Source organism: Acidovorax sp. GW821-FHT10E04, assembly GCF_059415185.1.
In genome coordinates this window covers 243,360-261,198 of the sequence record NZ_JBWKMT010000007.1, presented here as the reverse complement: position 1 = coordinate 261,198, position 17,839 = coordinate 243,360, and the positions used below count along the sequence as shown (strand labels likewise).

Here is a 17,839-nt window from a genome sequence, read left to right as displayed (position 1 = left end):
CCGCCCAGCGCTTCTGGGCGCGAGCTATGTTGGGATCTTGATGCGGGCTTCCGCTCTGGATCAGTGCACCACCACCGGGTTCTGCGCCAGCCCCGCATAGCGGTCCAGCGCGTCTTCCACTTCTTCCTGCGTGGGGGTGTCGCGCTGCCAGGCCAGGATCTGCTCCTGGAACATCTCGGCCCAGGAGCCGTCCAGGTACACCTCTTTGCCCGAACGCTTGTCCACGATTTCAAAGCCATGGCGTGCGAGCTGGGGAACGGCGGGGGCGGTGTCGTTGAGCGCCTGGGTGCTCTTTTTCTCCACGGCGTCGGGCAGCATGTGGACCACCACGAAGGATTCTGAGTCGTAGAGCATGTGCATCGTGTTCCCCTTGTCGATATAGATGTCAGATGACAGCGGGTTCGCAGAGTTCAAGGCCCAAGGCAGCTTCCGGGAAACGCTGGCAAGGTCGTAACGCCTTGTCCTACGGATCGGTGATCAGGGGGAAGCCCGCTCTGGGCTTGGCTCTCTGCTGCGTTCCAGTATTTCATGAAAAAGCGGTGCGGCCGGGCTTCCGGGGGTTTTTTACCGGTCCGGAGCTCGGGTGGCGCTCGGGCGCAACACTTTGATGCAGGAGTGGGCGCCGCAGCCGCCTGCTGTGCCGTCTTCCCTCTTGCGCAGACCAGTTTCAACCGGCCTGCCGCGACCACGCCTCACGGCGCGCCACTGCTGCGCAGCAGCAGGTCGGCGAAGTCGCCGTTGGCCTGGGTCAGCTTGATGCGCACGGGCAGGTAGTTGAGGGCGGGGGCCACCCAGAGCTCGGCCTTCTGGTCGTAGTCCTTGCGGGGCAGGCGCAGCAGCTTCAGGGCGGGGGTGGGGCCGGCGGGCAGGTCCAGCGTTTCCGGGCCTTCGACGGTGAAGGTCCAGCGGTCTGCGGTACGGGCGCTCACGGTGGTGATGGTGACCTGCGTGCCGGGCACGAAGCGGCCCGGGTCGGCCGCCAGCATGGCACCCAGCTGGATGAACAGGCTCAGCCTGTCCTGTGCGCCCGGGCCGACGGCGGCCTCGGGTGTGTTGGCGCTGAAGGTCACCCGGCCCTTGGCATGGTCGAAATGCGCGGCCTGCTCGCTGCGGGATTTGTCGGAAAACTTCTCGGGCAGCAGGCCCTGGGCCGTGATGGCGCCCACGCTGCGCTGTATGCGGCTGCCCACCAGGAAGGCGCTGACCTCCTGGCGTGCTTCGTAGCGGCTGCCGTCGTGCTGCCAGAGCAGCTCGGCGCGGGCGTTGTACGCGAACTTCTTGGCCTGCCCGCTCACGTCGAACGCCAGCCGCGTGGGGGCCGGAATGCGCACGGGCGGCGGCGGGGCACCCGCGCTGCGTGCTGTGCCGGAGCCCGGGGGCGCGATGTCGATTCCGGCGGCGGTGGTGGTGGTGGTTTCTTCCGCAGGCGGTGCCGAAGCCGCTGGTGCCGGTGCCTCGGCCTGGGGGGCTGATGCCGGGGTGGCCGCGTCTGGCGTGGCAACGTCGGCGGCTGGCGCGGCGGTGGCGGCGTTTGCGCTGGCCTCTGCACCCGCCACCTGCGCGGAGGCCCCGGGCGCCGCAACCGGCGGATCTGCCGCGGCCGGGGAGGGGGCGGGCGGCGCAGGTTTCCTGCGCACCACGGGCTTGGCCGCAGGCGGCGTTGGCGTGGGCGCGGCCACTGGAGTCGCGGTGGGGGCGGGCGCGGGCGGCGGGGCTGCCACGCCGCGCGTGCTGAAGACGCGGCCCGCCGCTGGCTGCTGGGGGCTGTCCCATGCCAGGGGCACCCCTGTCAGCACCAGCCAGTGCAGGGCCAGTACCAGGGCGGTGATGAGAACCAGGGCGCGCCGTGGCATCTACAGCGATGCGTGCAGGAGGGGGCGTCAGGCGCTGCCGGCGCCCAGGTCGCTCGACAGCTGGGCGGCGGCAGCGCGCAGCGGAACGTCGATGGCGCCGTCCCATTCCGGGTCGAAGGTGGCGATGGAGCCCAGCGTGGTGATGCCCAGCTCCAGATGGCCGTCCGCGTCGAACACCGGTGCGCAGAACGCCACGATGCCGGGCAGAAGGGTGTCCACCACGCGGGCCGCGCCGCGCGTGCGCACCTCCGCCAGCAGTGCGTTCACCTCGGCCATGGTGGAGGGCAGGTCGGTGCGGCGCATCTTCACGGCGCGGGCCAGCTCGTCCTTGAGCAGCGGAGCCACCACGTCGGGCGCCATGTGCGCCGCAAAGCAGCGGCCGGTGGCGGACGAGAGCAGCGGCATCACGTCGCCCAGGCGCAGGTTGGCGGTCACGGCCTGGGGCGATTCCTCCCAGTGCACGATGGTCGGGCCGTGGTTGCCCCACACGGCCAGCGCCAAGGTGTGGCCGATGCTTTCCATGAGCTCGGGCATGCGCTCGCGCGCCAGGCGCACGGCATCGAGCCGGGCCAGCGAGGCCAGCCCCAGCTTGAGGGCGGCGGGCCCCAGGTCGTAGCGCGCGGTGCGGCTGTCCTGCGTGACCAGGCCCAGGCGCTGAAAGCTCACCAGATACCGGTGCGCCTTGGCCGCGCTCATGCCGGCCGAGGCCGCCACATCCTTGAGCATCAGCGGTCCGCGCGAGCGTGTCAGCCCCTCCAGCAGGGCAAAACCCACCTCGACCGATTGAATTCCTGCACGTTCTTTGTCCATGTGCACTAAAATTTGCGAGTTTTGTTTAGTTAAATCAATTTACCCAAGCGTAATTCGTGCTGGGTGAAGACTTTCAACCCCTTGAGACAAAGGTCCTGCCACCATGAAACTCGCTACCTACAAAGACGGCTCGCGCGACGGCCAACTGGTTGTCGTCTCCCGCGACCTGGGCACAGCCCATTATGCGACCGGCATCGCCAGCAAGCTCCAGCAGGTGCTGGATGACTGGGGCTTCCTGTCGCCCCAGCTGCAGGACCTGTACGACCAGCTCAACAGCGGCCGCGCGCGCCACGCCTTTCCCTTCGACCCCGCCCAATGCATGGCCCCGCTGCCCCGCGCCTACCAGTGGGCGGACGGTTCGGCCTACATCAACCACGTCGAACTGGTGCGAAAAGCGCGCAACTCCGAGGTGCCCGAAAGCTTCTATACCGACCCCCTGATGTACCAGGGCGGCAGCGACGACTTCATCGGCCCTTGCGACGATGTGGTGGTGCCCAGCGAAGCCATGGGCATCGACTTCGAGGCCGAGATCGCCGTGGTGACCGGTGACGTGAAGATGGGCGCCACCGCCGACCAGGCGCTGGACGGCATCCGCCTGGTGATGATCGCCAACGACGTGAGCCTGCGCAACCTGATCCCCGCCGAGCTGGCCAAGGGCTTCGGTTTCTTCCAGAGCAAGCCCGCCACCGCCTTTGGCCCCGTGGCCGTGACGCTGGACGAACTGGGCGACGCCTGGGACCATGGCCGCGTGAACCTCACGGTGCAGTCCACCTGGAACGGCCGCAAGGTCGGCATGTGCGACGCCGGCCCCGAGATGACCTTCCACTTCGGCCAGCTGATCGCCCACGTGGCCAAGACGCGCAACCTGCGCGCCGGTTCCATCATCGGCAGCGGCACCGTGAGCAACAAGGGCGTGACCGACGCCAGCGGCCGCACCGAATGGCCCAAGGGCTACAGCTGCATCGCTGAAAAGCGCTGCATCGAGACCATCCAGGACGGCAAGCCCAGCACCGAATTCATGAAGTTCGGCGACACCATCCGCATCGAGATCAAGGGCAAGGACGGCGCCAGCATCTTCGGCGCGATCGACCAGACCATTGCAGCCCCCTGAGTCGCCTTCGGCGCCTTCCCCCTCAGGGGGACGCCACCAGTGGCCTGGCGGAGCCAGTTCCACGGTGGCACTGGCCTGAGGATGTGCCCGTTTCATGCGCCGTGCGCTGAACGTGTGGCATAGAGATTTTTAAGCCAAAATGGCCTCTAGCGCTTGATATATAAGCGCAAGCAGCTATCAATTAAATAGTAAAAGGAGACAGCCCCATGCACCGCAGAACCCTCTTGACCGCCCTGGCCGCCGCAGGCGCCACCTCCGCCGCCCCCTGGGCCGCCGCCCAGTCCGCGTGGCCCGACCAGCCCTTGCGCTGGGTGGTGCCGTACCCGGCCGGCGGCGGCACCGACGTGCTGGCGCGCACCGTGGCCGAGGCCATGCGCCAGACCCTGGGCCAGCAGATCATCGTGGACAACCGTCCCGGCGCGTCCACCAACATCGGCGCGCAGCTGGTGGCCACGGCCAAGCCCGACGGCAACACCTTCATGTCGGCCGACAACGCCGTGCTGGCCTACAACGAGCACCTGTTCACCAAGCTGCCGTTCAATCCCGAGAAGGACTTCACCTACGTGGGGGGCATCAGCCGCTTTCCGCTGGCGCTGGTGGTGCACCCGGCGTTCGAAGCGAAGACGTTGAAGGAATTCCTGGCCTACGCGCGCGCCAACCCCGGCAAGCTCAACTACGCATCGCCCGGCAACGGCTCACCACACCACCTGGCGATGGAGATGTTCAAGAACCGCACCAAGACCTTCCTCACGCACATCCCCTACCGGGGCGCGGCGCCCGCGCTGCAGGACGTGATGGGCGGGCAGGTGCCCTGCATGTTCCTGGACCTGGCCGCCGGCCTGCCCGTGATCACCTCGGGCAAGGTGCGCGCGCTGGCCATCGGCTCGGCCAAGCGCGTGGCCGCGCTGCCCGACGTGCCCACGCTGGCCGAAGCCGGTGTGCCCAACACCGAGGTGTTTGCGTTCCAGGGCATCCTGGCGCCCGCCGGTCTGCCCGCTGCGATCACGGCGCGCCTGAACGGCGACCTGAACAAGGCCCTGCTCAACCCCGCCGTGGTCAAGCGCATGAACGACTTCGGCATGGAAGCCCTGCCCGGTACGCCCGAGCAGTTCCGCGCCATGGCACGGGCCGAGTCCAAGCGCTGGGGCGAGATCATCAAGGCGGCGGGCGTGAAGCTGGACTGATCCCTCAGCACCTCGGTGCACGGAACGGTGCACTGGGTGGCCTGACTTTGGCAGGCCCCTCCACCCCTTCAGCCTGGCAGGCCGCTGGCCCCAGCAGGCCCATCCACTATTCAGGCAGGTGGCACACCGCCTCGATGTTGTTGCCCTCGGGGTCGATGACAAACGCGCCGTAGTAGTGGGGGTGGTAGTCGGGCCGCAGGCCGGGGGCTCCGTTGTCTTGGCCCCCGGCTTCGATGGCGGCGCGGTAGAAGGCATCGACCTGGGCCCGCGTGGCGGCCCGCCACGCCAGGTGGCAGCCCGTGCTGGCGGGCGGGCCGCCGTAGGGCGAGGGGCCGTCGATGAACCACACATCCGCCTTCTTGCCGTCGGGCTCGGACGGAGCCGGGTAGGCATAGCCCAGCATGTTGGAGCCGTAGTTGCCTTCAAAACACAGGCTGTAGCCCAAAGGCGTGAGGACTGCGGTGTAGAACGCCTTGGTGCGGGCGATGTCGGTGACGCGGAAGGTCATGTGGTCCAGCATGGGAGGTCTCCTCGGGTTGTGGTGCCCTGTTTTATACCTGAAATACTGTTTGTAAATACAGTGTTTTTCAACCCGGCACACAATCTGCCGCGCGGATGGTGCTGCGCCCCCCTGCGTGGCCCGCAGTTCTTCAGGCCCATCCCTCCAGCACCAGCTTGCCCCGCGCCTTGCCGCTCTCGATGAGCGCATGCGCGCGCTTCAGATTCTCGGCATTGATGGTGCCAAACCGTTGGTCCAGCGTGGTGCGGATCAGCCCCGCATCCACCAGCTGCGCCACCTCGGTCAGCAGCCGGTGCTGGCCGATCATGTCGGCGGTGCCGAAGAGCGCGCGGGTGAACATCAGCTCCCAGTGCACCGACACCGACTTGCGCTTGAACTTCGTCACGTCGAGCGACACCGGGTCGTCGATCAGCGCGAACTGGCCCTGCGGCGCGATGGCCTCGACGATCTGGTCGAAGTGCGCGTCGGTCTGCGTGAGGCTCACGATGATGTCCACCGAGGGGTGGCCGATGCGGGCCAGCTCCTGCGTCAGGGGCTTGCTGTGGTCGATCACGTGGTGGGCGCCCAGGTCGCGCACCCATTGCCGCGTTTCGGGGCGCGATGCGGTGCCGATGATCGTGAGGCTGGTGAGCCGCGCCGCCAGCTGCGTGAGGATAGAGCCCACGCCCCCGCTCGCGCCGATGATGAGCAATGTCTTGTTGGTGGGCTGCTTGCCGGGCACCACGCCCAGGCGGTCGAACAGCAGCTCCCACGCGGTGATGGTGGTCAACGGCAGCGCGGCGGCCTCGGCAAAGTCCAGCGATTGGGGGGCGTGGCCCACGATGCGCTCGTCCACCAGGTGCAGTTCGCTGTTGGTGCCAGGGCGTGCGATGGAGCCCGCGTACCAGACGCGGTCGCCGGGCGCGAAGAGCGTCACGTCGGGCCCCACCGCGCGCACGATGCCGCTGGCGTCCCAGCCCAGCACCTTGTACGCCTGGCCCTCGGCGGGGCCGCTGCCCTTGCGCACCTTGGTGTCCACGGGGTTCACGGAAACGGCATGCACTTCCACGAGCAGATCGCGGCCGGTGGCCACGGGGTCGGGCAGGGTGATGTCGAGCAGCGATGCGGGGTGGTCGATGGCGCGGGGGGCCTGGTAGCCAATGGCTTTCATGGTGGTGTGTCCTTGCAGAAAAGTGAGGTGGAAAAAGAGCGGTCCATGCGGTGGCGGCCAGGCGTCACGCCGCGGCCGCGTGCGCGCGGTAGTCGGAATACCCCTGGGCCGCGCCGCCGAACAGCGTGCCCGGGTCGTAGCCGGCCAGGGGCAGCCCGGCCGCATAGCGCGCGGGCAGGTCGGGGTTGGCGATGAACGGCCGGCCAAAGGCCACCAGGTCGGCCATGCCCGAATCCAGGATCTGCTGCGCGCGTTCGGGCGTGTACTTGCCCGCCACGATCACGCGGCCGCCATAGGCCGCGCGCAGGGCCTGGCGGAAATCGGCGGGAATGGAGGGGGCATCGTCCCAGTCGGCTTCGGCCAGGTGCAGGTAGGCCAGGCCCAGGGTGTCCAGCTCGCGTGCCAGGTGCAGGATGGTGGGGATGATGTCCGGGCAGTCCATGCCGCGCTGCGTGATGAACGGCGCCAGGCGCATGCCGGTGCGCTCGGCCCCGGCCTCGCTGGCCACGGCGGCGGCCACCTCGCGGGCGAAGCGGGTGCGGTGGGCCACCGGGCCGCCATAGGCATCGCTGCGGTGGTTGGAAGTGGTGCGCAGGAATTGGTCGATGAGATAGCCGTTGGCGCCGTGGATCTCCACGCCGTCGAACCCAGCACGCATGGCGTTGGCGGCGGCGCGGCGGAAGTCGTCCACCACGCCGGCGATTTCGCTCGCTTGCAGCGCGCGCGGCACCGGGCAGTCGAGCATGTGGCCCACGCCGTCGCCGTCCGCCACCCACACCCGGGCCTCGGGGGCAATGGCCGAGGGCGCCACGGGCAGGCCGTCGGCGTGGAAACTGGCGTGCGACATGCGGCCCACGTGCCACAGCTGCAGCACCATGCGGCCGCCGGCGGCATGCACCGCGTCGGTCACCCGGCGCCAGCCCTGCACCTGCGCGTCGCTGTGGATGCCGGGCGTGAAGCTGTAGCCCTGGCCCTGGGGCGAGACCTGGCTCGCCTCGCTCACGATGAGCCCGGCGCTGGCGCGCTGGGCGTAGTAGTCGGCCATGAGCGCGTTGGGCACGCCGCCCGGCTGGCTGCTGCGGGCGCGGGTCATGGGGGCCATCACCATGCGGTTGGGCAAGGTGAGCGGGCCGAGTTGCAAGGGGCGCGCGAGAGCGGGCGCGGTGGCGGTGGAGGTCATGGCGTTGTGCCTTGGCAAGCGGTGTGGAACATGGCCGTGATGGTGATCCTGTTGTCTTTTGTTTTAAATAGGATGGTGGTTGAATCAATATTCAAAGAAAATTTGAAAATCCAGCCCTAAAACTCCCCACGCCACCCATGAAAAGCCTGCAGGACCTCGACATCTTCGTGCGCACCGTGGACAGCGGCAGCCTGTCGGCCACCGCGCGGGCGCTGGACCTCACGCCGGCGGCGGCCAGTGCGGCCCTCAAGCGGCTGGAGGCCGAGCTGGGCGTGGCGCTCTTCGTGCGCTCCACGCGCAGCCTGCGGCTCACGCAGGAGGGCGAGCTGTTCCTGGAGCACTGCCGCCCCGCGCTGGCCGCGCTGCAGCAGGTGCGGGGCCAGTTGCAAGGCGGCCAGGCCCGCGGATTTCGCGGCACGCTCCTGCTCGCCGCCCCCTCCGACCTGGGGCGCAACGTGCTGCTGCCGTGGCTGGATGCCTTCCAGGCCGAGCACCCGGGCATCGACATCCGCCTGCAGCTGTCGGACCGCATGGCCAATGTCTACAGCGAACCGGTGGACGCGGCCTTTCGCTACGGCAAGCCGCAGGATTCGAGCCTGGTGGCACTGCCGCTCGCGGCCGACCACCGGCGCGTGCTGTGCGCCGCGCCCGCCTATCTGCAGGCCCGCGGGGCGCCCGCCACGCCGCATGCGCTGGCCGGCCATGACGCCCTGTGTTTCATGCTCGGCGAGGACGTGCACGACCGCTGGCGCTTCTGGGATGCGGCGGGCCAGGAGGTGCTGGTGCGCGTGCGCAGCCGCAATGTGTCCAACGACGGCGACGCCGTGCGCCGCTGGGCCGTGCGGGGCCGGGGCATCGCCTACAAGTCGTACTTCGATGTGGCGGACGACCTTGCCGCCGGGCGCCTGGTGCCGCTGTGCCCGGGCTGGACCACCGAGGCCGTGCCCCTGTTCCTCGTGGCGCCCAGCCGCCGCCAGCTCACGCCGCTGGTGCGCGCGCTGCGCGACTTCATGGCGCAGCGGCTGCAGGTGTTGGCGGGCGCGGAGTCCGGTCGCCAGGGCGAAACCAGGGGTGGGGCGGCAGGGGCGCCGGATTGATCGGGGCCTCCCGGGGACCGCAGCACCTGAGGGGCGGCGCCAGCGTGGCCGTGGCCGTTGCCGCTACAGTCGGTCCACGCAGAACGCGCCACCGCGGCGCGCACGTTCCGCGCCCCACCAGGAGTTTCTTTCTTCCATGCCCGTACCCGCCCCGCCCGAATGGGCCGATGCCTTGCGCCGCGCCCTGCCACTGGCTGCCCTGCGGTCCGGCGACGTGGGTTACTTCCTGGTCAGCCCCGGTGGGCGCTATGTGGCGTGCACGACCCACGCCCTGCATTCGGTGCTGATCGACACGGCGCAGCGGCGCTACGCCGTGCCGGCCGACTGGAGCGTGCGGGGGCTTGACGATGCCGCGGTCGAGCTGGAGTCGGACGAGACCCGCCGGCAGGCGTTTGCGGTCTATGCCGACCTGTGGCGACCCGCCTTCACCGACCCGGCCTTGCCCTGGCAGGCGGCACGAGAAGAGGCCGAGGGCTGATCGATGGCCACCACCACCACTACATCTTCGGCGGCGGCGCGCGTGCCGGTGCCGGTCTGGGCGGGGCTTGGTGTGCTCGCCGTGGGCCTTGGCGTGTCGCTGGCCTTGCTCACCGGCTTCGGGCAGGCCATGGCATGCGGTACGTTCGGGCTCGATTGCATCGCCGCGGCCTTTGGCACGGTGCTGTGCACCCTGTGTGCCGCGCTGGTCCTGCTGCTGCGGGGCCTGGGCACCCTGCGCCGCAGCGGGGGATTCTCCGTGGCCAAGGTGCTGACGGTGGGCATCGCTGGCATCGTGGCGCTGGCGATGGTGTTGCTGCTCGGGTTTGCGGCGCTGGTGGTGCTGCGGTAGGCGGGGCAGGGAGGGGCATGGCGCGCTGGCGGGCCGGTGTGCCTGCCCGCCGTGTTGCGCAGGCGACGCTCGCCCCGCCCCAGGGCACGACACAATGCCCGCACCCCACCCAAGGATTGCCATGCTGAATTTCGACTTTCACAACCCCACCCGCATCGCGTTCGGCCAGGGCCGCATCGCCGACCTGGACAAGCTCGTGCCCGCCGCCGCCAAGGTGCTCATCCTCGTGGGCGGCGCCAGCGCCGAGAAGACCGGCACGCTGGCCGAGGTGCGCACGGCGCTCGCCAGCCGCCAGCACGCCACCTTCAGCGGCATCGAGCCCAATCCCAGCTATGAAACCTCGATGAAGGCCGTGGCGCAGATCCGCGAAGGCGGGTTTGACTTCCTGCTCGCCGTGGGCGGCGGCTCGGTGATCGATGCGGTCAAGTTCATCGCAGCGGCCGTGAAGTTCGAGGGCGGCGATCCCTGGGCCATTTTGGAAAAGCACGGCCGCAACGTCACCGCCGCGCTGCCCTTCGGCGCCGTGCTCACGCTGCCCGCCACGGGCTCCGAGATGAACAACGGCGGCGTGATCACCCACCGCGCCAAGGGCGCGAAGCTGGCCTTTGGTAGCGTGCACACCTATCCCGTGTTCTCGGTGCTCGACCCCACCAAGACCTACACCCTGCCGCCCCAGCAGCTGGCCAACGGCGTGGTCGATGCCTTCGTGCACACGGTGGAGCAGTACCTCACCTACCCGGTCAACGCGCCCGTGCAGGACCGTTTTGCCGAAGGCATCCTGCAGACGCTGATCGAGATCGGCCCGCGCCTCTTGACCGCCCCCGAGCCCGTGTACGACGACCGCGCCAACCTCATGTGGGCGGCCACCATGGCGCTCAACGGCCTGATCGGCGCGGGCGTGCCGCAGGACTGGGCCACGCACATGATCGGCCACGAGCTCACGGCGCTGCACGGCATCGACCACGCGCGCACGCTGGCCATCGTGCTGCCCGCGCTGCTGCACGAGCGCCGTGGCCCCAAGCGCGCCAAGCTGCTGCAGTACGGCGAGCGCGTGTGGGGCATCACCACCGGCACCGACGACGAACGCATCACCGCCGCCATCGGGCGAACGCGCGCTTTCTTCGAGGCCATGGGCATCGCCACGCGCCTGTCTGGCTACGGCCTGGGCGCCGACACCGTGGGCGCCGTGGTGGCGCAGCTGGAGGCGCACGGCATGGTCACGCTGGGCGAGCAGCGCGAGATCACGCCCGCCGTGAGCCGGCGGATTCTCGAAGCCGCGCTGTAAGCCAACGCCGCGAACTGCGCCCTGCGAGGGCGCAGCCGAGGGGATTGCGGGTACGGTGAGGGGCTGGACATTTTTCAACCGCACCCAGGAAAGAAACGCCTATGCCCCGCATCCTCATGGTTCTCACGTCGCACGACCAATTGGGCGACACGGGCAAGAAGACAGGCTTCTGGCTCGAAGAGTTCGCCGCCCCGTACTACGTGTTCAAGGACGCGGGCGCTTCGGTCACCCTTGCGTCCCCCCGGGGTGGCCAGCCGCCGCTGGACCCCAAGAGCGACGCGCCCGATGCGCAGACCGATGCCACGCGCCGCTTCAAGGACGACGCAGCGGCCCAGGCGCAACTGGCCAGCACCTTGAAGCTGTCCGAGCTGGATGCCGCCCAGTTCGATGCGGTGTTCTACCCCGGCGGCCACGGCCCGCTGTGGGACCTGGCACAGGACGCGCGCTCCATCGCCCTCATCGAATCCACGCTGGCCGCCGGCAAACCCCTGGCGGCCGTGTGCCATGCCCCCGGCGTGCTGCGCGATGCCAAGGCGCCCGACGGCACGCCCCTGGTGCGCGGCAAGAACGTGACAGGTTTCACCAACAGCGAGGAAGCCGCCGCCGGCCTGACGCATGTCGTGCCCTTCCTGGTGGAAGACATGCTCATGTCCCACGGCGGCCTGTACACCAAGCAGGCCGACTGGAAGCCGCACGTGGTCACCGACGGGCTGCTGATCACTGGGCAGAACCCCGCGTCGTCCGAGCCTGCGGCGCAGGCCCTGCTGCAGGCGCTGGCGTGATGCTGCGGCCCTGACCGGGACGCCAGCTGCACGGCCTGCGCCTTTCGCCCGCCGTTTCGCGCCGCCCACGGGCATTTCGTCGCATGCCGCTCCCCGTGCAGGGGGGGCCGCGCCTACAGTGCCGCCATGCCGCCACCACACTTCCGCACGGTGGCGGCTTCTGGCAGACCCGACGAAAGGCGCACTGTGACCATCCTCCTCCTCCTGGCCCTGCGCTTTGCCGCGCGGCATATCCGCCCCTTCATGGCCGCCGCCTTCGTGGCGCTGACCATGCTGTCCGGCGCCGCATCGGCCCAGCACGCCGGCCTGCGCACCCTCGTCGTGCCAGGCGACGAGCCGGTGAACGTGGCACTGTTCTACCCCACCGTGCGCAGCGCGGGCGTGGTGCAGCTGGGCCCCTGGCGCCCGGTGGTCGGCCTGGGCGCACCCGTGTCGGCCGAGCCGCTCAAGGGGCTGATCCTGGTGTCGCACGGCACGGGCGGCAATGAACTCGCGCACCACAACCTGGCCACCCGCCTGGCGGCGGAGGGCTACCTGGTGGCCGCCGTTCGCCACCCGGGCGACAACTGGCAGGACCGCTCCATGATCACCTCGGGCCGCTACTTCGGCGAGCGCCCGCGCCAGGTCAGCCGCGTGCTCGACGCGCTGCTGGCCAGCCCCGAGTGGGGCCCCCGCATTCCGGCCGGCCGCATCGGCGCACTGGGCCACTCGGCCGGCGGCTACACCGTGCTGGCGCTGGCCGGCGCGCAGGCCGAGCCCGCCCGCGCCGCCCGGCACTGCCGCAGCGTGTTGGACGACCCCGGCTTCTGCGGCCTGGCCCAGGGCCCCAAGGCGCCGCAGCCGGCCGCTGCCAGCGCTGCAACACCCGCCAATCTGGTGCCGGACGGCGCCCTGGTCTCCGTGCCCGACCCGCGCATCCGCGCCGTCGTCGCCCTGGCGCCCATGGCCGTGGTGTTCACCCCCGAGAGCCTGAAAGCCGTGACCGTGCCGGTGCTGCTGCGCGTGGCCGAGCAGGATGCCGTGCTGACGGGCAAGTACCACGGCGGGCTGGTGGCCGCGAATCTGGCCACCACGCAGGCGGACACCGTGCCGGGTGCCGGCCACTTCGCCTTCATGGCCCAGCCCAGCCAGAGCCTGCCGTCCGACGCGGGCGACGCCGCCGCCAACCCGGCGGGCTTTGACCGGGTGGCCTACCACGCGGTGCTGGAAGACCAAGTGGTGCAGTTTTTTGGCCAGCAGTGGCGCTGAGAGGAAGTTTTATGATCAAAACAGACCCTGGCGTTTGTTCTGATTGGTTTATTTGCTATTAATTTGGTAGTGAATGGGTTGTGGCGCAGGCCAGCACCTAGTACGGCAGGATCCCTGGTAGCAGCGGCCGCGCCAGCCGCTGGCACCACCACTTGAGCGCCTCGCCCCGGTGCTCGGGCTTCCAGGCCAGCCAGAAGGTCTCATCGGCGCGGGGCTCGTCCACCGGCACCTCCACCAGGATGCCGTTTTCCAGCTCCACCCGCACGCAGGCGCGCGGCACGAAGCCGTGGCCCAGCCCGGCGGCCTGGCAGGCGATCTTGGCCTGCATCGACGGCACGGTGATGCGCCGCTGGCCCGACAGCAGGCCCACCGTGCGGTCCGACAGTGTGCGCGCCCCGTCGCCCACCACCACGGCCGTGTGCTCCAGCAGGTCGCTGCGCGTGAGCGGCCGGCCCAGGCGCGCCAGCGGGTGCGACGCGGTCACGCAGAACACGAAGTCCAGGCTGCCCACCGCCACGGCCTTGTAGCCGCCGCCGGCCGGGCCTTCGCCCGCCGCCACGATGATGTCGGCGCGCCCGTCGCGCAGCGCCTCCCAGGTGCCCGTCAGCGCCTCGCAGCCGATGCGCAGGCGCGTGCCGCAGTTCAGCCCCTCAAAGGCCGCGATGTCGTCGTTGAACGCACTGGTGGGTATCAGCGAGTCGTGCACCAGCCGCAGCTCGGACTCGAACCCCGTGGCGATCTGACGCAGGCGCGATTCGAGCTGCCGCGCCGAGGCCAGCAGCCAGCGGCCCTCCTTGAGCAGCTCGTGCCCCGCGGGCGTGAGCGCCACGCGCGGGCCGTTGCGGGTGAACAGGGCCAGGCCCAGTTGCTCCTCGAGCTTGCCCACGGCGTAGGAGATGGTGGACGGTACCTTGTGCAGCCGCTCCGAGGCGCCTGCGAACGAGCCGTAGCGGGCAATCGCATCCACCAGTTCGATGGCTTCGAGGGAGAGTTTGAGCATGGCAAAAGGCCCGGAATTTCAATCATCGAAATTATCGATGATGAATGGCAAAACCTTTCAATCTGATGCTTGCGCATGCGCCGGATACTTCATCCATCGCAGCACTGAGCGCCAATGAAATCCAGTGGATTTCAGACCCGCCACCCAGTGTGAAATTCATCGACAGACATTGAAAGGAAGACACCATGCTCGACATCCGCAAAGCCCAACACCGCGGCAACGCCAACCACGGCTGGCTCCATTCGCGCCACACCTTCTCGTTCGGCCACTACCACGACGCCCACCAGCAAGGCTTTTCCGACCTGCTGGTCATCAACGACGACCGCGTGGCTCCCGGCAAGGGCTTCGGCACCCACCCGCACCGCGACATGGAAATCTTCTCGTACGTGCTGGAAGGCGCGCTGGAGCACAAGGACTCCATGGGCACCGGCTCGGTCATCCGCCCCGGCGACGTGCAGATGATGAGCGCCGGCACCGGCGTGCGCCACAGCGAGTTCAACCACTCGGGCGAAGAGCCCGTGCACTTCCTGCAGATCTGGATCGTGCCCGGTGCCCGCGGCGCCGCACCCCGCTATCAGCAGGTGCACTTCAGCGAGGCCGACAAGCGCGGCCGTCTGCGCCAGATCATCTCGCCCGAAGGGGCCGACGGATCGCTGGCCGTGCACCAGGACGCCCGGGTCTATGCCGGCTTGTTCGACGGCAGCGAAGAGTCGGCCGATCTGGACGTGGGCCCGGGCCGCAACGTGTATGTGCACGTGGCCCGCGGCAGCCTGGAGGTGAACGGCGAGCGGCTGTCCGAAGGCGACGGCGCCCGCATCCGCGACGCCGGGGCCCTGCGCTTTGCCCACGGCGAAGGCGCCGAGGTTCTGGTGTTCGACCTGCGGCCCAACGAGCTGCCCTCGATGCCGCACTGAGCGGATGGCGCGCCCTGAGGCGCGGGTGGGTGGGCGATGCCGCCCATCCCTTGCGCCCCGGCCCGCCGCATTGCCTTGTCTCGTTTTTGTTCTTCTTCTCGACGACTTCATCTTCAATTTCCAGGGAGTTCACCATGACCCACGTCAACACCACGACTGCCAGCACCACCGCCTACGCCAAGCCCGGCGCCACGCTGCTGAACGCCGACGACCACACCCTGGTCATGATCGACTTCCAGTCGCAGATGGCCTTTGCCACGCACTCCATCGATGCGATCACGCTGCGCTCCAACGCCGGCCTGGTGGCCAGCGCGGCCGCCGGGTTTGGCGTGGACACCATCCTCACCACCGTGGCCGAAAAGAGCTTCAGCGGCCCCATGTTCGAGGAAGTGACCGCACCGTTCCCCGGCCAGGCGCTGCTGGACCGCACCTCCATGAACACCTGGGAGGACGAGGCCGTGATCGCCCGTGTCAACGCCATCGGCAAGCCGCGCATCGTGCTGGCCGGCCTGTGGACCAGCGTGTGCATCGTGGGCCCGGCGCTGTCGGCGCTGGACCAGGGCTTCGAGGTGTATGTGATCGCCGACGCCAGCGGTGACATCTCGGCCGAAGCCCACAACCGCGCCATGGAGCGCATGGTGCAGGCCGGCGCGCGGCCCATCACGGCCCTGCAGTACCTGCTGGAGCTGCAGCGCGACTGGGCGCGGGGCGAGACGTACGACATGACGACGGGCATCGCCAAGAAGTTCGGCGGGGGCTATGGCCTGGGCATCACCTACGCCAAGACCATGTTCAACGCCCACGAAGGCTAAAAAAGGGTGCATTGGCCTACTGCGCGACCCGATCCCGCACCTGCGGTTCTCGCCGTACGCTTGTACGGCTGCGGTCCTCGATGCAGGCTAGGGCCGCTCGCTACGGCCACTGCACCCTTTTTGCGCTCTGCCATTGCTGAAATTCTTGAAGGCCTGAACATCATGACCCAACCCGCCATCACCCCCGACCTCATCCTGCGCAACGGCCGCTTCACCACGCTGGACCGCGCCAACCCCACGGCCAGTGCGGTCGCCATTGCGCAAGGGCGCTTCACCAAGGTGGGTGACGACCGCGAGGTGATGGCGCTCGCCGGCCCGCAGACGCGGGTCATCGACCTGGGCGGGCGCAGCGTGCTGCCGGGGCTCATCGACAACCACCTGCACATCATCCGCGGCGGGCTCAACTTCAACATGGAGTTGCGCTGGGACGGCGTGAAGAGCCTGGCCGACGCCATGGCCATGCTCAAGCGCCAGGTGGCCGTGACGCCCGCGCCGCAGTGGGTGCGCGTGGTGGGCGGCTTCACCGAACACCAGTTTGCGGAAAAGCGCCTGCCCACGCTGGCCGAGCTGAACGCCGTGGCGCCCGATACGCCCGTGTTCATCCTGCATTTGTACGACCGCGCGCTGCTCAACGGCGCCGCGCTGCGCGCCGTGGGCTATGGCAAGGACACGCCCGCGCCACCCGGCGGCGAGATCGTGCGCGACAGCGCGGGCAACCCCACGGGCCTGCTGCTGGCCAAGCCCAATGCCGCCATCCTGTACGCCACGCTGGCCAAGGGCCCCAAGCTGCCGCACGACTACCAGGTCAACTCCACGCGCCACTTCATGCGCGAGCTCAACCGCCTGGGCGTGACCGGCGCCATCGACGCGGGCGGCGGCATGCAGAACTACCCGGATGACTACGACGTGATCCAGGAGCTGGCCGATGCCGACCAGCTCACCATCCGCCTGGCCTACAACCTGTTCACGCAAAAGCCCCAGCACGAGAAGGAAGACTTCCTGAACTGGACGGCCACCTCGCAGTACAAGCAGGGCACGGACTACTTTCGCCACAACGGCGCGGGCGAGATGCTGGTGTTCTCTGCCGCCGACTTCGAGGACTTCCGCCAGCCCCAGCCCGAGCTTGCGCCCGGCATGGAAGGCGAGCTGGAAGAGGTGGTGCGCATCCTCGCGCAGAACCGCTGGCCCTGGCGCATGCACGCCACCTACGACGAGACCATCGAGCGCGCGCTCAACGTGTTTGAAAAGGTCAACCAGGACACACCGCTGGCCGGCCTGAACTGGTTCTTCGACCACGCCGAGACCATTTCGGAAAAGTCCATCGACCGCATCGCGGCCCTTGGCGGCGGCGTGGCGGTTCAGCACCGCATGGCCTACCAGGGCGAGTACTTCGTCGAGCGCTACGGCGCCGCGGCGGCCGAGGCCACGCCCCCGGTCAAGCGCATGCTGGAGAAGGGCGTCAATGTGTCCGCCGGCACCGACGCCACCCGCGTGGCCAGCTACAACCCCTGGGTGTCGCTGTCGTGGCTCGTCACCGGCAAGACGGTGGGCGGCCTGCAGCTCACGCCGCAGCGCAACTGCCTTACCCGCGACCAGGCCCTGCGCATGTGGACCGAGAACGTCACCTGGTTCAGCAACGAGCAGGGCAAGAAGGGCCGCATCGAAGCGGGCCAGCTGGCCGACCTCGTCGTGCCCGACCGAGACTTCTTTGCCTGCCCCGAATCCGACATCGCCGACACCACCGCCCTGCTCACCGTGGTGGGCGGCAAGGTGGTCTATGGCGCGGGCGATTTCGCGCGCTTCGACGACGCGGCCCCGCCGCCCGCCATGCCCGACTGGTCGCCCGTGCGCACCTTCGGCGGCTATGGCGCCTGGGGCGCTCAGGGCGGGCCGGACGGCGCGCCGCTGCAGGCCGTGCTGCGCAACGCTGCCGCGAACTGCGGTTGCGCCAGCAACTGCAACCTGCACGGCCACGCCCACGCCACGGCCTGGAGCAGCAAGCTGCCGGTGTCCGACCTGCAGGGCTTCTGGGGTGCGCTCGGCTGCGCCTGCTGGGCGGTGTGA

At 69.1% G+C, this 17,839-nt stretch carries 19 protein-coding genes; 12 read left to right on the top strand and 7 right to left on the bottom strand.

The features are described 5' to 3' along the window. Positions 1–60: 60 nt before the first annotated feature. The 3 genes from AC07OC_RS22110 to AC07OC_RS22100 all read right to left on the bottom strand — a co-directional run bounded on the left by AC07OC_RS22110 (position 61) and on the right by AC07OC_RS22100 (position 2,663). Positions 61–360, bottom strand: a complete 300-nt coding sequence (locus AC07OC_RS22110) for a BTH_I0359 family protein (protein WP_010462989.1) — start codon at positions 358–360, stop codon at positions 61–63. Positions 361–692: 332 nt separating this feature from the next. Further along, entirely contained in the window at positions 693–1,853 is a 1,161-nt protein-coding gene (locus tag AC07OC_RS22105) for a DUF3108 domain-containing protein (protein WP_218341381.1), read from the bottom strand. 27 nt (positions 1,854–1,880) lie between these two features. Next, positions 1,881–2,663 carry an IclR family transcriptional regulator gene (locus AC07OC_RS22100; RefSeq protein WP_218297295.1) on the bottom strand — a complete coding sequence of 261 codons (783 nt, stop codon included), beginning with the start codon at positions 2,661–2,663 and terminating at the stop codon, positions 1,881–1,883. Positions 2,664–2,766: 103 nt separating this feature from the next. Between AC07OC_RS22100 and AC07OC_RS22095 the strand changes: the two genes are divergently transcribed. Together AC07OC_RS22095 and AC07OC_RS22090 are read left to right on the top strand one after the other, a co-directional pair. Then, positions 2,767–3,774 (top strand): fumarylacetoacetate hydrolase family protein, encoded by a 1,008-nt coding sequence (locus AC07OC_RS22095; protein WP_218341382.1) that lies wholly within the window; start codon positions 2,767–2,769, stop codon positions 3,772–3,774. A gap of 206 nt (positions 3,775–3,980) precedes the next feature. Beyond that, positions 3,981–4,958 carry a Bug family tripartite tricarboxylate transporter substrate binding protein gene (locus AC07OC_RS22090; RefSeq protein ID WP_218341383.1) on the top strand — a complete coding sequence of 326 codons (978 nt, stop codon included), beginning with the start codon at positions 3,981–3,983 and terminating at the stop codon, positions 4,956–4,958. Positions 4,959–5,064: 106 nt separating this feature from the next. Here AC07OC_RS22090 and AC07OC_RS22085 read toward each other — a convergent pair whose 3' ends face one another. From AC07OC_RS22085 to AC07OC_RS22075, 3 genes are all read right to left on the bottom strand, one after another. Further along, positions 5,065–5,478 (bottom strand): VOC family protein, encoded by a 414-nt coding sequence (locus AC07OC_RS22085; protein ID WP_218341384.1) that lies wholly within the window; start codon positions 5,476–5,478, stop codon positions 5,065–5,067. 130 nt (positions 5,479–5,608) lie between these two features. Continuing rightward, positions 5,609–6,628 carry a zinc-binding alcohol dehydrogenase family protein gene (locus tag AC07OC_RS22080; protein ID WP_494602241.1) on the bottom strand — a complete coding sequence of 340 codons (1,020 nt, stop codon included), beginning with the start codon at positions 6,626–6,628 and terminating at the stop codon, positions 5,609–5,611. Between the two features lie 64 nt (positions 6,629–6,692). Next, a complete protein-coding gene (locus AC07OC_RS22075; protein ID WP_218297290.1) occupies positions 6,693–7,808 on the bottom strand; it encodes an alkene reductase in 1,116 nt (371 codons plus the stop codon). 137 nt (positions 7,809–7,945) lie between these two features. On the opposite strand from AC07OC_RS22075, the gene AC07OC_RS22070 reads away from it, so the two are divergent. From AC07OC_RS22070 to AC07OC_RS22045, 6 genes are all read left to right on the top strand, one after another. Beyond that, entirely contained in the window at positions 7,946–8,905 is a 960-nt protein-coding gene (locus AC07OC_RS22070; protein WP_255591693.1) for a LysR family transcriptional regulator, read from the top strand. Positions 8,906–9,041: 136 nt separating this feature from the next. Beyond that, the gene (locus AC07OC_RS22065; protein WP_218341386.1) at positions 9,042–9,383 is read left to right on the top strand and encodes a hypothetical protein; all 342 of its coding nucleotides are present in this window, start codon (positions 9,042–9,044) and stop codon (positions 9,381–9,383) included. Between the two features lie 3 nt (positions 9,384–9,386). Further along, the gene (locus AC07OC_RS22060; protein ID WP_218297288.1) at positions 9,387–9,734 is read left to right on the top strand and encodes a hypothetical protein; all 348 of its coding nucleotides are present in this window, start codon (positions 9,387–9,389) and stop codon (positions 9,732–9,734) included. A 121-nt stretch (positions 9,735–9,855) separates the two neighbouring features. Continuing rightward, a complete protein-coding gene (locus AC07OC_RS22055) occupies positions 9,856–11,019 on the top strand; it encodes an iron-containing alcohol dehydrogenase (RefSeq protein WP_218341387.1) in 1,164 nt (387 codons plus the stop codon). A gap of 101 nt (positions 11,020–11,120) precedes the next feature. Next, on the top strand, positions 11,121–11,801 hold the full coding sequence (locus AC07OC_RS22050) for a type 1 glutamine amidotransferase domain-containing protein (protein WP_218341388.1): 681 nt from the start codon (positions 11,121–11,123) through the stop codon (positions 11,799–11,801). A 186-nt stretch (positions 11,802–11,987) separates the two neighbouring features. Next, a complete protein-coding gene (locus tag AC07OC_RS22045) occupies positions 11,988–13,049 on the top strand; it encodes an alpha/beta hydrolase family protein (protein WP_370627865.1) in 1,062 nt (353 codons plus the stop codon). A gap of 97 nt (positions 13,050–13,146) precedes the next feature. Here AC07OC_RS22045 and AC07OC_RS22040 read toward each other — a convergent pair whose 3' ends face one another. After that, entirely contained in the window at positions 13,147–14,049 is a 903-nt protein-coding gene (locus AC07OC_RS22040; protein WP_218341389.1) for a LysR family transcriptional regulator, read from the bottom strand. 44 nt (positions 14,050–14,093) lie between these two features. Between AC07OC_RS22040 and AC07OC_RS22035 the strand changes: the two genes are divergently transcribed. From AC07OC_RS22035 to AC07OC_RS22020, 4 genes are all read left to right on the top strand, one after another. Then, entirely contained in the window at positions 14,094–14,222 is a 129-nt protein-coding gene (locus AC07OC_RS22035) for a hypothetical protein (protein ID WP_255591694.1), read from the top strand. A gap of 12 nt (positions 14,223–14,234) precedes the next feature. Further along, positions 14,235–14,963 carry a pirin family protein gene (locus tag AC07OC_RS22030; protein WP_494602236.1) on the top strand — a complete coding sequence of 243 codons (729 nt, stop codon included), beginning with the start codon at positions 14,235–14,237 and terminating at the stop codon, positions 14,961–14,963. Positions 14,964–15,097: 134 nt separating this feature from the next. Continuing rightward, positions 15,098–15,775, top strand: coding sequence for a hydrolase (locus tag AC07OC_RS22025; RefSeq protein WP_218297283.1), 678 nt, complete (start codon positions 15,098–15,100; stop codon positions 15,773–15,775). Positions 15,776–15,937: 162 nt separating this feature from the next. Next, positions 15,938–17,839, top strand: coding sequence for an amidohydrolase (locus AC07OC_RS22020; RefSeq protein ID WP_218341392.1), 1,902 nt, complete (start codon positions 15,938–15,940; stop codon positions 17,837–17,839).

Coding starts and splice junctions, on each gene's coding strand:
- AC07OC_RS22110 (WP_010462989.1), bottom strand. CDS start 360: ATGCACATGCTCTACGACTCAGAATCCTTCGTGGTGGTCCACATGCTG.
- AC07OC_RS22105 (WP_218341381.1), bottom strand. CDS start 1,853: ATGCCACGGCGCGCCCTGGTTCTCATCACCGCCCTGGTACTGGCCCTG.
- AC07OC_RS22100 (WP_218297295.1), bottom strand. CDS start 2,663: ATGGACAAAGAACGTGCAGGAATTCAATCGGTCGAGGTGGGTTTTGCC.
- AC07OC_RS22095 (WP_218341382.1), top strand. CDS start 2,767: ATGAAACTCGCTACCTACAAAGACGGCTCGCGCGACGGCCAACTGGTT.
- AC07OC_RS22090 (WP_218341383.1), top strand. CDS start 3,981: ATGCACCGCAGAACCCTCTTGACCGCCCTGGCCGCCGCAGGCGCCACC.
- AC07OC_RS22085 (WP_218341384.1), bottom strand. CDS start 5,478: ATGCTGGACCACATGACCTTCCGCGTCACCGACATCGCCCGCACCAAG.
- AC07OC_RS22080 (WP_494602241.1), bottom strand. CDS start 6,628: ATGAAAGCCATTGGCTACCAGGCCCCCCGCGCCATCGACCACCCCGCA.
- AC07OC_RS22075 (WP_218297290.1), bottom strand. CDS start 7,808: ATGACCTCCACCGCCACCGCGCCCGCTCTCGCGCGCCCCTTGCAACTC.
- AC07OC_RS22070 (WP_255591693.1), top strand. CDS start 7,946: ATGAAAAGCCTGCAGGACCTCGACATCTTCGTGCGCACCGTGGACAGC.
- AC07OC_RS22065 (WP_218341386.1), top strand. CDS start 9,042: ATGCCCGTACCCGCCCCGCCCGAATGGGCCGATGCCTTGCGCCGCGCC.
- AC07OC_RS22060 (WP_218297288.1), top strand. CDS start 9,387: ATGGCCACCACCACCACTACATCTTCGGCGGCGGCGCGCGTGCCGGTG.
- AC07OC_RS22055 (WP_218341387.1), top strand. CDS start 9,856: ATGCTGAATTTCGACTTTCACAACCCCACCCGCATCGCGTTCGGCCAG.
- AC07OC_RS22050 (WP_218341388.1), top strand. CDS start 11,121: ATGCCCCGCATCCTCATGGTTCTCACGTCGCACGACCAATTGGGCGAC.
- AC07OC_RS22040 (WP_218341389.1), bottom strand. CDS start 14,049: ATGCTCAAACTCTCCCTCGAAGCCATCGAACTGGTGGATGCGATTGCC.
- AC07OC_RS22035 (WP_255591694.1), top strand. CDS start 14,094: ATGGCAAAACCTTTCAATCTGATGCTTGCGCATGCGCCGGATACTTCA.
- AC07OC_RS22030 (WP_494602236.1), top strand. CDS start 14,235: ATGCTCGACATCCGCAAAGCCCAACACCGCGGCAACGCCAACCACGGC.
- AC07OC_RS22025 (WP_218297283.1), top strand. CDS start 15,098: ATGACCCACGTCAACACCACGACTGCCAGCACCACCGCCTACGCCAAG.
- AC07OC_RS22020 (WP_218341392.1), top strand. CDS start 15,938: ATGACCCAACCCGCCATCACCCCCGACCTCATCCTGCGCAACGGCCGC.